A 14,999-nucleotide genomic window follows, 5' to 3' on the forward strand; every position below is an offset into this window, starting at 1 on the left:
CATTTGAAAGAAATAAAAGTACTAATAAATTTTATCAGATGAAGATTGCGCTAGCACCAGACAAATTTAAGGGCTCTTTAACGGGTATACAATTCTGTATGGTAGTTGAAGAGAGCTTAAAAAAAGTACTACCTAATGCTGAAATAATCAGCTTACCCCTTTCGGATGGTGGTGATGGAACCATCGAAATATTGGAACATCACTTAAACGGAAAACTCATAAAAGTAAAAGTGAACGATCCTTTATTTAGGCTCATTGACGCTTCGTATTTGTATATGGATGACATCGAAACCGCCTTTATTGAAATGGCTGTAGCTTCTGGGATGTATCTGTTAAAAAAGGAAGAGCAAAATTGTTTTCACACGACTACTTTAGGTACTGGCGAACTGATTGCAGATGCTATTAAAAAAGGGGCTAAAACCATAATTTTAGGAATTGGAGGGAGCGCTACAAACGATTGCGGAATAGGAATGGCAACCGCTTTGGGTTATAAATTCGAAGACGAAAATGGCATAGAATTAACTCCTATAGGTAAAAACTTATCCAAAATTTATCGAATACATACAAACGGAGTTTTAGAGAATCTAAGTAAAGTTGATTTTAAAATAGCTTGTGATGTTACCAATCCCTTACACGGAGAAAATGGAGCAGCGTATATTTATGGTCCACAAAAAGGAGCTTCAAAAGAAGAAGTTAGACAACTAGATGAGGGTTTAAAAAACATTGCACGGATTTTTAAAAAGGAATTTTATAAAGATGTTCAGGATATAAAAGGAGCAGGTGCTGCTGGTGGAATGGGAGCTGGGACAGCTATTTTTTTAAATGGGAAACTTACATCTGGAATTGACTTGGTAAAGGATTTAATTGGTTTTGATAAAAAAATTAAAGATGCCGATTGGATAATATCGGGCGAAGGTCAATTAGATAATCAAACGCTTTCAGGAAAGACGATTCAAGGTGTTTTAAAGTCGGCTAAAAAATATAATATTCCTGTGGCAGCTATGTGTGGTAGCGTATCACTTTCACAAGAAGAAGCTGAAAAATTAGGAATTTCTTATACCGATGCCGTAATAGATAAAGCAAAAAATCTAGACGATGCTATGGAAAATTCTAGCAAGTATCTTTCAAAAATGGCAATTAAGTTTGCAGAAAGAATAAAAGAGTAATTATTTTTTATCAGGATTTAATAAAATAGCATACACCTGAATTCCAAACCCGATTAAAATAAGCATAGGAGCTAACCGAATACGTCTCCAACTAAAAATTTCAGGATTAAAAACGTTAGGGTCGTCACTACCGCCTCCTGACATTAAAATAAAACCTAAGGCGATGATTGCTAAACCTATAAACATAAATTTATAGTTTTTCTTTCCAAATACAAAAACAGGTTTTGAATCTTCTTTTCGTTTTTTTTCTCCCATAATTACTATAAAGTGCTACAAATTAAAGCATTTATTAAAAACTATTGCGTTAAGGCTAACTTAAATTATTTAATAATATAAGTCGTCGGTTTTTAAATTTAAAAAACGCTGTGTTGCAAAATGTGTGCTAATCCAAGTAATAACAACACCTAAGGCAAAAATAACAACAAATAATAAACCTATTAATACCGGGTTACTTAACAATTGTAAGTCTGAGAATGTTTTGTTTAAGTAATACAAAACAATTGCCATTCCTATAAGTGCTAAAACTGCTCCAATCATTCCTAAACGCACACTTTTCCAAACAAACGGACGACGAATAAACTGTTTGGTGGCACCAACCATTTGCATCGTTTTAATGGTAAATCGTTTTGAATATACGGCTAATCGTATAGAACTATTAATCAATAACACCGCAATTAAAGTAAAAATACCGCTGATTACCAATACCCAAAAACTTATTTTTTTAACGTTATCGTTCATTAAATTCACTAAATCATTATCATAAGTTACTTCGTCAACAAAGTCTTTATTTAGGGCTTCGGCTGAAATTTTTTCTAGATGTTCAGAAGTGACAAAATCAGCTTTTAAATGCACATCAATCGAGTTTTGAAGCGGGTTATACCCCACAAAGTCCATAAAATCCTCGCCATTTTCAGCTTTCATAAATTCGGCAGCCTGTTCTTTTGAAACATATTCGGTAGATTTCACATAATCAGCCATGGCCAAACTTTTTTCAAGTTGTTTTGTTTCAACTTCTTTGGCAGTATCTTTCAAATAAATAGTAACCACGACTTGCTCTTTAAAATGGTCGGATACTTTTTTTGCGTTCAATACTAGCATTCCTAACAATCCTAATAAAAACAATACCAAAGCAATACTTAACACTACCGAAAAATAGGAAGAGATAAGTCTTCGTTTTTGGTCTTTTTCAAAAGATGAACTCATAAAATATGGATTAACGGTGTAAAAATAATAAAGTATATTTAATCTGTATTTATATAAACTAAAACATATGAACATTGTTGTAATAGGTGCTGGTGGTGTTGGTGGATATTTTGGTGGAAAATTAGCAAAGGCTGGGTTTAACGTTACTTTTATTGCACGTGGGAAACATCTTGAAGCTATTAAAAATAAGGGATTACAAGTAAAAAGTATATTAGGAGATTTTACAGTATATCCTGAAGCAATCGAAGATATTAATAACATAAAAAATCCAGATTTAGTTATTCTTGGAGTAAAATCGTGGCAAGTTTTAGACATTGCAAAACAATTAAAACCAGTCATTAACGAAACCACGATGGTATTACCACTTCAAAATGGTGCAGACAATGCCGATAAATTATTGTCTGTATTACCAAAACAAAATGTATTAGCTGGTTTATGTAAAATAGTGAGTAAAGTTGAGTCTCCAGGAGTTATAAATCATTTTACTTTTGAGCCTGAAATTGTTTTTGGAGAATATGACAACACGAAATCCAATCGATGCAAACATTTAAAAATTGTTTTTGATAAAGCAGGATTTAATAACACTTGGTCTGATGATATTCATTTAGATATTTGGAGGAAGTTTTTATTTATTGGTACCATAAGTGGTATTGGTGCTATTACAAGAGCTGTTTTTGGCGACATGAGAACACAAGAGGGTATTAGAAAAATTATTTATGATACAGCGCATGAAATGGTGCGTATTGCCAATGCCAAAGGTGTTGGGTTAACATCGAAAGATATTGACATGATCGTAAAAGTTATTGATAGTTTAGATTATAATACTACGGCATCTATGCAACGTGATATGATGGAAGGAAAACCAAGCGAGCTTGAAAACTTTAATGGATACGTTGTACAACAAGGAAAATTATTGAATATAGAAACCCCAACGAATGCCTTTATATACCATTGCTTGTTACCACAAGAACTGAAAGCAAGAAGTTAAGTTTTTTGTTTTTTACTAACCAAATAAACGCCAATAACTACTAAAAGGCAACTTACTATTTTTATCATATTTATGTCCTGTACATACTGTTTCTGTGATAAAAATTCAGCATAAATAGTAACCATGATAAAACTTATAAGCGGTTGTAGATAAATATAGCTACTGGTGACCGATGGCGACACATAATTTAATGAGTAAATATTAAATAAGTAAGCAAAAAAGGTGGTGAATAATACAACAAATCCAATGACTAAATAGGTGTTTAATGTAAATGAAGCGTAATCCGTTTGAATAAAATCGCCTATCCCAAAAGGAAATGTAAAAATAAAACCAAATAAAAACACCCAACTTACTACAGTTATAGCATTGTATTTCTTCATTAAGGGTTTTACAAATACCAAATACAATCCATAACTACAAGCATTCAAAAATATAAACAGGTTTCCTAGTAAGGAGCTAGTTCCCGATACTTTATTACCATATAGAATTAAGGTAATGGCTCCTAGCCCGCCTATTATAATTCCTATCACCATATTTTTAGTGATGGCTTCTTTCAAAATAATAGCACTAAAAACCAAAACGATAACGGGAACAACCGTCATAATGATGGAGGCATCAATTGGAGAGGTTAAGTTAATTCCGTGAAAAAACAACATTTGGTTCGCAGCGGCACCTAACAAGCCACAGAGCATCAATCGTAGTATGTCCGATTTACTTATTTTTTCTTTTATAAGAATGGATTTTAAAAACCAAAACAAAGGTGTTGCACAAAGTAATCGTATAAAAACAAAAGCCGATGGTCCAATTTTATCAGGCATAATGCCTTTGGCAATAATGTAATTTACACCATAAATAAGGTTGGCGCCCAATAAGGCTAAATGTGCTTTATACGTGTTATTAACAGGCAATTTTTGCTTTTTTAAACAAATTAGAGTTCAAATGTAATTTTATTTATAAGATAAATGTAAAATTAGCGTCATAAACAAATGTTTTAATAAAGTAAACGCTTTATCGTTTTCTATTTAAAACGTAAATTTGCAGCCTTATAAAGAGATGTAATGAAGTACAATTTCAACGAAATTGAAGCCAAATGGCAAAAATATTGGGCAGAAAGCCAAACGTTTAAAGCCGAAAACAATTCAGATAAACCAAAGTATTATGTATTGGATATGTTCCCTTACCCTAGTGGCGCGGGTTTGCATGTAGGGCATCCATTAGGGTATATCGCTTCAGATATTTATGCGCGTTACAAGCGCCATCAAGGGTTTAATGTACTGCATCCACAAGGTTATGATAGCTTTGGATTGCCGGCAGAACAATATGCTATTCAAACGGGGCAACATCCTGCTATAACAACTGCTGAAAATATTAAAACCTATCGTCGTCAGCTAGACCAAATAGGCTTTTCGTTCGATTGGTCGCGCGAAGTTCGTACCAGTGACCCAAGTTATTACAAATGGACGCAGTGGATTTTTATTCAACTCTTTAATTCTTGGTATAATAACGACAGTAATAGAGCGGAAGATATATCAGATTTAATAAAGATTTTTGAAGTTGAAGGAAATGCTAAGGTAAATGCGGTTTGTGATGCTGACGTAGAGTTTTTTACGGCTGCAGATTGGAATAATTATGATAGCGTTAAACAACAAGAAATATTACTGCAATATAGATTAACCTACTTAGCTGAAACCGAAGTAAACTGGTGTCCTGCACTAGGAACGGTGTTGGCGAATGATGAAATAGTAAATGGTGTATCCGAGCGTGGTGGCCATCCGGTTATTCGTAAAAAAATGACCCAATGGAGTATGCGAATTTCGGCATATGCTGAACGCTTGCGTCAAGGGTTGGATACTATTGATTGGACTGATTCTTTAAAAGAAAGCCAACGTAACTGGATTGGAAAATCGGTTGGTGCTACAGTAACGTTTAATGTTATAGACCACGATAAAGTCATCGATGTTTTTACGACGCGTCCTGATACCATTTTCGGCGTTAGTTTTATGACTTTAGCACCAGAGCACGAATTGGTGTCTCAAATTACAACCCCAGAACAAAAAGACGAGGTTGAAGCTTATATTGAAGCCACGGCAAAACGTAGCGAACGCGATAGAATGGCAGATGTAAAAACCATTACGGGCGCTTTTACGGGTGCTTATGCTATACATCCTTTTACGGAGAAATTAATTCCGATTTGGATTGGCGATTACGTTTTGGCAGGCTATGGTACTGGAGCCGTAATGAGTGTACCATGTGGCGATCAACGTGATTATGATTTCGCCAAACATTTTAATATCCCAATTCCTAACATTTTTGAAGGGGTGGATATTAGTGAAGAAGCCTTTGCTGATAAAGAAAAAACTATCATTGCGAACAGCGATTTCTTGAATGGTTTAAACTATAAAAAGGCAACCAAACGGGCTATTTTCGAATTAGAAAAAATTGGTCAGGGACAAGGAAAAACCAATTACCGTTTGCGCGATGCTGTATTTAGTCGTCAGCGTTATTGGGGCGAACCTTTCCCAGTGTATTATGTTGATGGGATGCCACAAATGATAGATGCTAAGCATTTGCCTATTGAGTTGCCAGAGGTTGAAAAATATTTGCCAACCGAAACCGGCGAACCACCATTGGGTAATGCTACAAAATGGGCGTGGGATACTGTTAAGAATGATGTGGTGGAAAACGAAAAGATTGATAACAAAACCGTTTTCCCATTAGAGTTAAATACCATGCCAGGGTGGGCAGGCAGTTCGCAGTATTTTAATCGTTATATGGACCCGCATAACGACCAAGAAATTTTCTCTAAAGAGGCCATTAATTATTGGCAACAAGTAGATTTATACATTGGTGGAAGCGAGCATGCCACAGGCCATTTATTGTACTCACGTTTTTGGCAAAAATTTATGTTCGATAAAGGTCTGGTACCTCATGACGAATATGCTAAAAAACTGATTAATCAAGGGATGATTTTGGGGACGAGTGCTTTTGTATATAGAGTTTCACCTAATTCTTTTGGATTTGATTCAAAGGGAGAAGAAATAATTGAACTTATTAAAAGACATCCAATTTTTATTTCAAGAATCCTATTCGATGAATTAAATAAATCCCCTGAAAGTGTAAAAGGATTTAATGAAGATTTGAAATCAATACTTAATGGAGTTTTTCACGGGAAGTTGGTGAGAGTAGATATTAAAACTAATGAAATTCAACCACTTCATGTTAAAGTAAAATATATAAATACTTCAGATGAACTTGATATTGATGGTTTAAAGAAGGATGCGGAATTTGGTGAAGATTTTGAAAATGCAATTTTTATAAGTGATAATTCAAGATTAATACTTAAAAATAATAATGAAAAGTATATAGTTGGTCGTGACGTCGAAAAAATGTCCAAATCCAAATACAACGTTGTGAATCCAGACCAAATCTGTTTGGATTATGGTGCTGACAGTTTACGTATGTACGAAATGTTTTTAGGGCCCTTAGAGCAATACAAACCTTGGAATACTTCTGGAATTACAGGCGTGCATTCGTTCCTTAAAAAAATGTGGAGATTGTATGTTGGTGAAAACGGATTGCTTGTAAATGATGCTGAACCTTCAAAAGACAACTTAAAGACGCTTCATAAAACCATTAAAAAAGTACAAGAAGATATTGAGAATTTCTCTTTTAATACCTCGGTATCTACCTTTATGATTGCGGTTAACGAGCTTACTGCTCAAAAATGTACAAGTAAAGCTGTTCTTGAACCGTTGTTGGTTTTAATTTCACCTTATGCACCGCATATAGCTGAGGAACTTTGGAGTCAATTAGGGCATAACAAAAGTATTTCAACCGCGCCGTTTCCAAAATTTGATGCAAGCCATTTGGTAGAAAGCAGTAAAAACTACCCAATTTCATTCAATGGTAAAATGCGTTTTACTATGGAATTGCCTTTAGATATGAGTAAAGATGAGATTGAAAAAACCGTGCTGGAACATGAAAAAACACAAGAACAGTTAGCTGGAAGAACACCTAAAAAAGTGATTGTGGTTCCTGGTAAAATTGTAAATATTGTAGGCTAACGTCACTTCGAGTGATTTTTCGAAGAAAAATTGTATCGAGAAGTCGATTAAGTTCTCGATACTAAATTCTTTTCAAGAATTTCACTCGAAGTGATAACGAAGTCAGCTATTTTTGTCATTCCACACTTGATGTGGAATCCATATAACAGATAGTCGCAACGCTTTTTAAAATTTAAAAATCATGAAAAAAGTAGCCATCATTTTAATCGTGCTTTTAAGCTTAGCATGTAACAAAAAAGCAGAAACAAAGATTGTTGAACTCTCGTGCGGACAATGTCAATTTGGGCTAACAACGCAAGACGGTTGTGATTTAGCCGTTCGAATAGATGATAAAGCTTACTTTGTTGATGGTGCCAACATCGACGATTTTGGGGATGCACACGATTTAGAAACGGGCTTTTGCGAAGTTATAAGAAAAGCTGAGGTTGAAGGTGAATTAATTGAGAACCGCTTTAAAGTAAGTTCTGTAAATCTTTTAGATTAATACTTGGATAATTTCACCGAAATAATAGGCTTTACTGCGGCTATTTTAACAACAGCGGCATTTCTTCCACAGGTTTACAAAACTTGGAAATCGAAAGATGTATCTGGTTTATCAATGCCAATGCTCATTATGTTTTTTATTGGGATTACGGGTTGGTTAATTTACGGAATCCTTATACATAGCCCTTCTATGATTTTTGCAAATGCCATAACGGTTGTTTCTTCTTTTTTGTTAATCTATTTCAAGAATAAATACGGTAAAAAATAAGTTAACTTCATAATTTGAGGGTTCAATAGTCCTATAAAATTTTCTATTTCATAAAATAGTTATTTCATTTTCTTTAAATTCATAAAAATGAGCAAACCAGCATTCAATATTATAAAATATTATTAATTGGTTGTAATTTGTCCTTAGAAATTAACCTAAAATAATATTATGAAAATTGGTGTTCCAAAGGAAATTAAAAATAATGAAAACAGAGTGGGAATGACTCCTGCCGGGGTTTATGAGCTTATAAAAAGAAAACATAAGGTTTATGTACAAGCAAATGCTGGATTTGGAAGTGGTTTTTTTGATGAGGATTATGAAGAAGTAGGGGCTACTATTTTAAATTCTATTCAAGAGGTTTACACATCAAGTGATATGATTGTAAAAGTTAAAGAACCTATTGAAATGGAATATGAGTTAATTCAACATGGTCAAGTAATATTCACCTATTTTCATTTTGCATCTAGTGAAACTCTAACTAATGCCATGATAAAAAGTGGCTCAATTTGCATTGCTTATGAAACAGTGGAAGATGCAGATGGGACTTTGCCATTATTGGTTCCAATGTCCGAAGTCGCTGGAAGAATGTCCATACAACAGGGCGCAAAATATTTAGAAAAGCCTATTAAAGGTCGTGGTGTTTTACTAGGCGGTGTACCGGGAGTTCCACCCGGAAAAGTTTTAGTTTTAGGCGCAGGAGTTGTAGGTATTCAAGCGGCTAAAATGGCCGCTGGATTAGGTGCACATGTTACGATAATGGACATAAACATGAAGCAGTTGCGTTATGTAAACGATGTGATGCCAAACCATGTGGTAACTGAGTTTTCTAGCGAATATAATATTAGAAACCGCATTAAAGAATCTGACTTAATTGTTGGTGGTGTATTAATTAAAGGAGCTAAAGCACCTAAATTGATAACTAAAGATATGCGCCCTGGTACTGTAATAGTTGATGTGGCAGTAGATCAAGGAGGTTGTTTTGAAACCACTAGAGCAACCACACACGAAGACCCTACTTATATTATAGATGATGTAGTGCATTATTGTGTTGCCAATATGCCAGGAGCAGTTCCTTATACTTCAACTGTAGCATTAACAAATGTGACGTTGCCTTACGTTTTAAAATTGGCAAATGAAGGTTGGGAGGTAGCATGCAAAAACAGTGCTCCATTATCAAAAGGATTAAATATTGTGAAAGGGGAAGTTGTTTATAAGGAAATAGCAGAAACTTTCGATTTGTAATTTTTTATACTGACAAACTTTCATAATGAAAATTTGGCGTTATTTTTGCTATCTTTATTCTACAAATCATAATTTAAAAAAAATTAAAAAATGTTAGGATATTATATATTAATTGGGGCCATTGCCTTAGTGAGTTGGTTAGTAAGCAACACACTTAAGCGTAAGTTTGATAAATACTCCAAAACACAATTGCGTAATGGGATGAGTGGCGCTGAAATAGCCGAAAAAATGCTAGCGGACCATGGTATTTATGACGTAGAAGTTATTTCTACACCAGGTCGTTTAACAGACCACTATAACCCAAAAAATAAAACTGTTAACTTAAGTGAAGCCGTGTACAATCAACGTAATGCAGCTGCGGCAGCAGTTGCGGCACATGAGTGCGGACACGCCGTACAACATGCACAAGCGTATAGCTGGTTGCAGATGCGATCAAGTTTAGTACCTGTGGTTAGTGTAACCTCTGGGATGTCTCAATGGTTAATCATAGGTGGTTTAGTGCTTGGTGGTGCTGCAGGCCTTGGATTAGGTTGGTGGGTTGCTGCTGCTGGTGTAGCATTTATGGGGTTTGCAACCTTATTTAGCTTTATTACCTTGCCGGTAGAATACGATGCAAGTAACAGAGCCTTAGCTTGGTTGAAGAATAAAAACATGGTTTCTCAAGAAGAGTACGCTGGTTCTGAAGATGCGCTAAAATGGGCTGCTAGAACGTATTTAGTTGCTGCCATTGGCGCCTTAGCATCACTGTTGTACTGGGCAATTCAAGTGTTTGGAGGAAGAGATTAACAATAAAAAAAGAATACTAAAAAGCTCTGAAATTTTCAGAGCTTTTTTGTTTTTTTACCCAGCAATCAAATAATTAAAATGAAATCACCCTTAAAATACTATAAAAAGCATTCAAAAATTTATGGAGAAGAAGTCCGTAAATTGACAAATACCATGACACTTTTTAGTATGTATAGATTAGCAGTTTTTTTGCTAACTGTTTTTGGTGTTTATATGGCTTTTTCGCAATGGCAAGTAGTACTTTCCATCGCTGTTATTGGGATTGTAGTTTTTACCTTATTGCTATCAAAATATACCGATTTTAAGACAAAGAAAGCCTTGCATAAAGCACTTGTTACTATTAATGAGGATGAAATAAAAGTAGCATCGGGCGATTTTCATAATAGAGATAAGGGACTGGAATTCCAAGACCCCAATCATTTTTACAGCTTCGATATTGATTTATTTGGACGCGGGTCTTTTTTTCAGTTTATAAACAGAACCACTTTAAAAGAAGGCTCACAAAAACTTGCGGATGCTTTAAAATCAAATGATATTAAAGATATTACTTTAAGGCAAGAGGCCATAAAAGAATTAGGAGATAAAATAGAGTGGCGTCAACAGTATGCTGCAACGTCCAGTTTGGTGCATGTTGAAACACCCGAAAAGCAAATTATTCATTGGTTACAAAACCATAAACCATTTTTGCCAAAAGCAATGACATGGATGCCTTTAGTGTTTTCAATACTAACCTTGGTAATTATTGGAGGTACCGTTTTAAAACTTATTCCAACCCCTGAATTTATAGGCTATTGGTTGTTGCTCGGGCTCGCAATTACTGGACGATATCTTAAAAAAATCAATGTTTTAGCTTCAAACACCGACAAAGTAAGAGACACCTTTAGGCAGTACGCTTTACTATTAGATTTAATTGAAAATGAAACATTCTCATCTGAATTATTAAAACAGAAGCAACAACAAATTCAATCAAACGATAAGAAAGCGTCACTTATTTTCAAAGAATTTTCAAAGTCTTTGGATGCTTTAGATAATCGAAACAATATGATTGGAGCCATTTTTGGAAATGGTTACTTTTTAACCGATTTAAAAAACAGCTATAGAATTGAGCAATGGATTAAACAACATGCTAATAAAGTGGCTGATTGGTTTGATGTAGTTACTTTTTTTGATGCCTATAATTCATTAGGAAATTACACGTTTAACCATCCAGATTTTGTGTTTCCCGAAATAAAAAATAACGAAGCAGTTATAAAAGCAGAACAGTTAGGACATCCCTTAATCCATAAAGAAAAGCGCGTAGACAGTGATGTTATCATAACAAACGAACAGTTTTTTATTCTAACTGGTGCAAATATGGCAGGAAAAAGCACCTTTTTAAGAACCGTTTCGCTTCACATTGTTATGGCAAATGTTGGTTTGCCCGTTTGTGCAAAATCAAGTGAATATTCACCGGTAAAACTGATTACAAGTATGCGAACTTCAGACTCTTTGACTGATGAAAGTTCATATTTCTTTTCAGAATTAACACGCTTAAAATACATTGTGGATGCTATTCAAAAAGAGCCTTATTTTATCGTGTTGGATGAAATACTAAAAGGCACAAATAGTACCGATAAGGCTATTGGATCCAGAAAGTTTGTTGAGAAATTAGTAGCTTCAAACGCAACTGGGATTATTGCGACGCACGATTTAAGTTTATGCGAAATTGAACAAGAGTTAGAGGATGTAAAGAACTATTATTTTGATGCTGAGATAGTCAATGACGAACTCTACTTTGATTATAAACTCAAACAAGGTGTTTGCCAGAATATGAATGCTTCTTTTTTATTAAAGAAGATGGGTATTGTTTAGTTCTCGATACGATTTTGATAAAATCAAATTCACTCGAACTGACAAACACATTCCAACCGTCACATCGAGTGAATTTGTGAAACAAATTTGTATCGAGAAGTCTAGTTACCTGTTTTTAACTTAACCTTCTCAACCATTTCCAAAGCATTTTTATCATCGGGGTTTAAACTTAAAACTTTATAATAATTTTTTAAAGCTTCAGAATATATTTTAGTTACATAATAGGCTTCCCCTAAGCTATCATAAACATTGTATTTGTAGGGAAATATTTTGGTATTCAAATCAAACACATAGAGTGCTTTTTCGGTTTGATTAGAGCGCAAAAGCGAATACCCATAAGTATTTAGCTCTCTGCTGCCTTTTACAAACTCAGCAAGTCTTGAAACTAACTCGGGCTCCTCATTTTTTAATGCGTCTAATGTTTTAGAATTGAGTAAATAATCGAAATAATTTGCCGCCATATAATTTGGCGTGTACTTATTATCGGTTACAATAGATAGCATATCGCGCTCTAAAGTTTCTTTTGGATATTCTACAATTCTATTAACCTCATTTCCGTTTTTATAAAAAATGAATGTGGGTACACGGTGTATATTCAAGCCTTTTTCTTCGTGATTTGGACTTTGTTTGTATGCATCTTCTGTTCTATTTACCGCAATAACTTGCAATTGGCTTTCTGGAAATTTTGCAGTTTCAATTACTTTGTAAAACCTAGGGATTTCTCGTTTACTATCACCGCACCAGGTACCTAAAAACACTTTAATTTCGTATTGTTTTAATGAGTCTTTTAGTTGCTTTATGACACTTTTATTTACTAAATAATCGCCATAGTTTTTAGAAAACCACTCGTTAAAAGAGTTGTTGGTTAATGCCGTTTTATTGATTTTTCCGAGTAGCACTTCGTTGCCTTTGACATCGGTTTCAATATGATTTAAAGATTGGGAAAAACATAACTGTAGGCCAAGTAATAGAATAGAAAAGAAAACTGTTCGTTGCATGATTTTTGATTGATGATAATATCAAACATATTCCAGTTTTGTGAGTAAACCCAATTAAATTTGCAAACAGCATACTTAAATTAACAAACAGCAATTTTGGTTGTTTGCAATTCCAAAATGCACTTTTATACACATTTTTTGATGCTTTTCGCTTTTATAACTACATTTAAAACATGACATTGATTAATAAACATATTTCGCAAATATTAGTACATATCTTGTTTTGGATGTTGTTTGTATTTGTATCACTGTTTTTGTTTTCTGATTATTATTGGCGCGAGAATCCGTTTTTGCAATATGTTTCACTTTTGGTGGTTATTGTGTATATCAATCACTTTTTTCTATTACCTTTTTTTGTTAAAAAGAAGTTTTACGCACTTTACATTTTCGTGTTTGCTACCATTTCTTTTTTTGCTACTCAATTATATTGTTATGCATTCGCCCAATGTGGATGTAGCCTTCAAAAATGTTTAAGTGATTATTTATGGCAAACATTGGTGCCACTTATTTTTTTCTCCTTTATATGGATTTTATATCGGTTTATTGACGAGCAAGAGGAAGTCGTAAAGGTGAAAAAAGAACATGCTGAAATGGAGCTTAAGTTTTTAAAGTCTCAAATAAATCCGCATGTGTTGTTTAATAATTTGAACACCATTTATTCGTATTCGTTAGAAAAACCAAACGAAACGCCAGAATTAATTTTAATGCTTTCAGATAACTTAAAGCATGTGCTTTATGAAAGTAATGAAAAGACCATTTCGTTGGAAAAGGAAATTCAGTTTATTGACAACTATATAAAATTTCAAACCATAAGAACCGAAGGGGTTAAGCAGATTATTTATAATAAAAAAATAGATTCATCGCAACACCAAATAGCACCATTGTTGTTAATTACGGTTATTGAAAATGCATTTAAACATAGTACATTACATAGCGATATTTTAGTGAATATTGAGGTTGAAAATAATAGATTGAAGCTCGTTTGTGAGAACGATTTTGATATACAAAAAGTGACAACAAACGATTTTAAAATTGGTTTACAAAACTTAGAAAAGCGATTAGAGCTTATTTATAAAGACGCTTACACATTTAGCGTTGAAAAAAATGATAAGTTTAGAGTAACGTTAAATTTAGATTTATAATGAAAAGTCAGTTCGAGTGAAATTCTTGAAAAGAATTTTGTATCGAGAACATGTAAATTCTCGATACTATTTTCTGATGAAAATCACACGAAGTAACTAAACTAAATAACAATGAATTGCATCATAATTGAAGACGAAATTCCAGCTCAAAAAATTTTAAAGAATTTTATTGAAAAAATTCCTGCTTTAAATTTAGTTGGAACCTTTAAAGCGGCTATTGAGGCGAATTCGTTTTTGAATACTAGTAAGATCGATTTAGTGTTTCTAGATATTAATTTACCCGATATGTCGGGGTTGGATTTTATAAGAACGATTAAAAATCCACCAGCCATTATCATGACAACCGCTTATCCTGAATACGCTGTTAATAGTTTTGAACTTGATACGATTGTAGATTACTTGGTTAAACCTTTTTCGTTTGATAGATTTTTAAAAGCAATTAACAAAACTAAAGACCGATTAAAGCCTCATGAACATACTGCCGACGAAGATGAGGAAACTATATTTTTAAACGTAGATAAAACACTTCATAAAATAGTTTTAAATGATATTTTAATTCTAGAATCGGATAGAAATTATGTCACGGTTATTACAAACTCACAGAGGCTGGCATATATTGATTCACTTAAAAATTGGGTTACTAAGCTCCCTGAAAATCAATTTATTCAAGTGCATAAATCCTTCATAATAAATAGTAAATTTGTAGATAAGATTTCTGGCAACACCCTTTTTGTAAAAGACCATAAAATCCCTATAGGAAGGACTTACAAACAAGAGTTGTTAAAGCGCTTACAAATAGTTTAACTTA

14 protein-coding genes are annotated in these 14,999 nt (G+C 33.7%); 10 read left to right on the forward strand and 4 right to left on the reverse strand.

Annotated features, from left to right (window positions below):
• Positions 1-38: 38 nt before the first annotated feature.
• On the forward strand, positions 39-1,166 hold the full coding sequence (locus L3X39_RS04355; protein ID WP_237230525.1) for a glycerate kinase: 1,128 nt from the start codon (positions 39-41) through the stop codon (positions 1,164-1,166).
• Here L3X39_RS04355 and L3X39_RS04360 read toward each other — a convergent pair whose 3' ends face one another.
• Both L3X39_RS04360 and L3X39_RS04365 read right to left on the reverse strand, forming a co-directional pair.
• On the reverse strand, positions 1,167-1,421 hold the full coding sequence (locus tag L3X39_RS04360) for a DUF3098 domain-containing protein (RefSeq protein WP_237230526.1): 255 nt from the start codon (positions 1,419-1,421) through the stop codon (positions 1,167-1,169).
• A gap of 69 nt (positions 1,422-1,490) precedes the next feature.
• Positions 1,491-2,369: a cell division protein FtsX gene (locus L3X39_RS04365; RefSeq protein ID WP_237230527.1), complete on the reverse strand. Its 879-nt coding sequence runs from the start codon at positions 2,367-2,369 to the stop codon at positions 1,491-1,493.
• Positions 2,370-2,436: 67 nt separating this feature from the next.
• On the opposite strand from L3X39_RS04365, the gene L3X39_RS04370 reads away from it, so the two are divergent.
• Positions 2,437-3,357 carry a ketopantoate reductase family protein gene (locus L3X39_RS04370; RefSeq protein WP_237230528.1) on the forward strand — a complete coding sequence of 307 codons (921 nt, stop codon included), beginning with the start codon at positions 2,437-2,439 and terminating at the stop codon, positions 3,355-3,357.
• Here L3X39_RS04370 and L3X39_RS04375 read toward each other — a convergent pair.
• Complete coding sequence (locus L3X39_RS04375) at positions 3,354-4,265, reverse strand: DMT family transporter (RefSeq protein WP_237230529.1); 912 nt, start codon at positions 4,263-4,265, stop codon at positions 3,354-3,356. The two genes, L3X39_RS04370 and L3X39_RS04375, sit on opposite strands and share 4 nt — an antisense overlap.
• Positions 4,266-4,415: 150 nt before the next feature.
• Between L3X39_RS04375 and L3X39_RS04380 the strand changes: the two genes are divergently transcribed.
• The 6 genes from L3X39_RS04380 (at position 4,416) to L3X39_RS04405 (ending at position 12,051) form a co-directional block, all read left to right on the forward strand.
• Positions 4,416-7,421 carry a leucine--tRNA ligase gene (locus L3X39_RS04380; protein ID WP_237230530.1) on the forward strand — a complete coding sequence of 1,002 codons (3,006 nt, stop codon included), beginning with the start codon at positions 4,416-4,418 and terminating at the stop codon, positions 7,419-7,421.
• 181 nt (positions 7,422-7,602) lie between these two features.
• Entirely contained in the window at positions 7,603-7,905 is a 303-nt protein-coding gene (locus L3X39_RS04385) for a DUF6370 family protein (RefSeq protein WP_237230531.1), read from the forward strand.
• 3 nt (positions 7,906-7,908) lie between these two features.
• Positions 7,909-8,172: a SemiSWEET family sugar transporter gene (locus tag L3X39_RS04390; RefSeq protein WP_237230532.1), complete on the forward strand. Its 264-nt coding sequence runs from the start codon at positions 7,909-7,911 to the stop codon at positions 8,170-8,172.
• A 168-nt stretch (positions 8,173-8,340) separates the two neighbouring features.
• On the forward strand, positions 8,341-9,414 hold the full coding sequence (gene ald / locus L3X39_RS04395) for an alanine dehydrogenase (protein WP_237230533.1): 1,074 nt from the start codon (positions 8,341-8,343) through the stop codon (positions 9,412-9,414).
• Positions 9,415-9,504: 90 nt separating this feature from the next.
• Positions 9,505-10,200, forward strand: coding sequence for a zinc metallopeptidase (locus L3X39_RS04400; RefSeq protein WP_237230534.1), 696 nt, complete (start codon positions 9,505-9,507; stop codon positions 10,198-10,200).
• A gap of 78 nt (positions 10,201-10,278) precedes the next feature.
• A complete protein-coding gene (locus tag L3X39_RS04405) occupies positions 10,279-12,051 on the forward strand; it encodes a MutS-related protein (protein WP_237230535.1) in 1,773 nt (590 codons plus the stop codon).
• A 101-nt stretch (positions 12,052-12,152) separates the two neighbouring features.
• Here L3X39_RS04405 and L3X39_RS04410 read toward each other — a convergent pair whose 3' ends face one another.
• A complete protein-coding gene (locus tag L3X39_RS04410) occupies positions 12,153-13,049 on the reverse strand; it encodes a thioredoxin family protein (protein WP_237230536.1) in 897 nt (298 codons plus the stop codon).
• A gap of 173 nt (positions 13,050-13,222) precedes the next feature.
• Here L3X39_RS04410 and L3X39_RS04415 point away from each other — a divergent pair, with 173 nt between their 5' ends.
• Positions 13,223-14,191 carry a sensor histidine kinase gene (locus L3X39_RS04415; protein WP_237230537.1) on the forward strand — a complete coding sequence of 323 codons (969 nt, stop codon included), beginning with the start codon at positions 13,223-13,225 and terminating at the stop codon, positions 14,189-14,191.
• A 111-nt stretch (positions 14,192-14,302) separates the two neighbouring features.
• The gene (locus L3X39_RS04420; RefSeq protein WP_237230538.1) at positions 14,303-14,995 is read left to right on the forward strand and encodes a LytR/AlgR family response regulator transcription factor; all 693 of its coding nucleotides are present in this window, start codon (positions 14,303-14,305) and stop codon (positions 14,993-14,995) included.
• Positions 14,996-14,999: the final 4 nt, after the last annotated feature.

It is taken from the genome of Flaviramulus multivorans, from assembly GCF_021728415.1.
In the GTDB taxonomy this organism is placed as follows: Bacteria; Bacteroidota; Bacteroidia; order Flavobacteriales; family Flavobacteriaceae; genus Sabulilitoribacter; species Sabulilitoribacter multivorans.

Bases quoted from the DNA above. Each gene is read 5' to 3' on its own strand.
- L3X39_RS04355 (WP_237230525.1), top strand. From the start codon at position 39: ATGAAGATTGCGCTAGCACCAGACAAATTTAAGGGCTCTTTAACGGGT.
- L3X39_RS04360 (WP_237230526.1), bottom strand. From the start codon at position 1,421: ATGGGAGAAAAAAAACGAAAAGAAGATTCAAAACCTGTTTTTGTATTT.
- L3X39_RS04365 (WP_237230527.1), bottom strand. From the start codon at position 2,369: ATGAGTTCATCTTTTGAAAAAGACCAAAAACGAAGACTTATCTCTTCC.
- L3X39_RS04370 (WP_237230528.1), top strand. From the start codon at position 2,437: ATGAACATTGTTGTAATAGGTGCTGGTGGTGTTGGTGGATATTTTGGT.
- L3X39_RS04380 (WP_237230530.1), top strand. From the start codon at position 4,416: ATGAAGTACAATTTCAACGAAATTGAAGCCAAATGGCAAAAATATTGG.
- L3X39_RS04385 (WP_237230531.1), top strand. From the start codon at position 7,603: ATGAAAAAAGTAGCCATCATTTTAATCGTGCTTTTAAGCTTAGCATGT.
- ald (WP_237230533.1), top strand. From the start codon at position 8,341: ATGAAAATTGGTGTTCCAAAGGAAATTAAAAATAATGAAAACAGAGTG.
- L3X39_RS04400 (WP_237230534.1), top strand. From the start codon at position 9,505: ATGTTAGGATATTATATATTAATTGGGGCCATTGCCTTAGTGAGTTGG.
- L3X39_RS04405 (WP_237230535.1), top strand. From the start codon at position 10,279: ATGAAATCACCCTTAAAATACTATAAAAAGCATTCAAAAATTTATGGA.
- L3X39_RS04410 (WP_237230536.1), bottom strand. From the start codon at position 13,049: ATGCAACGAACAGTTTTCTTTTCTATTCTATTACTTGGCCTACAGTTA.
- L3X39_RS04415 (WP_237230537.1), top strand. From the start codon at position 13,223: ATGACATTGATTAATAAACATATTTCGCAAATATTAGTACATATCTTG.
- L3X39_RS04420 (WP_237230538.1), top strand. From the start codon at position 14,303: ATGAATTGCATCATAATTGAAGACGAAATTCCAGCTCAAAAAATTTTA.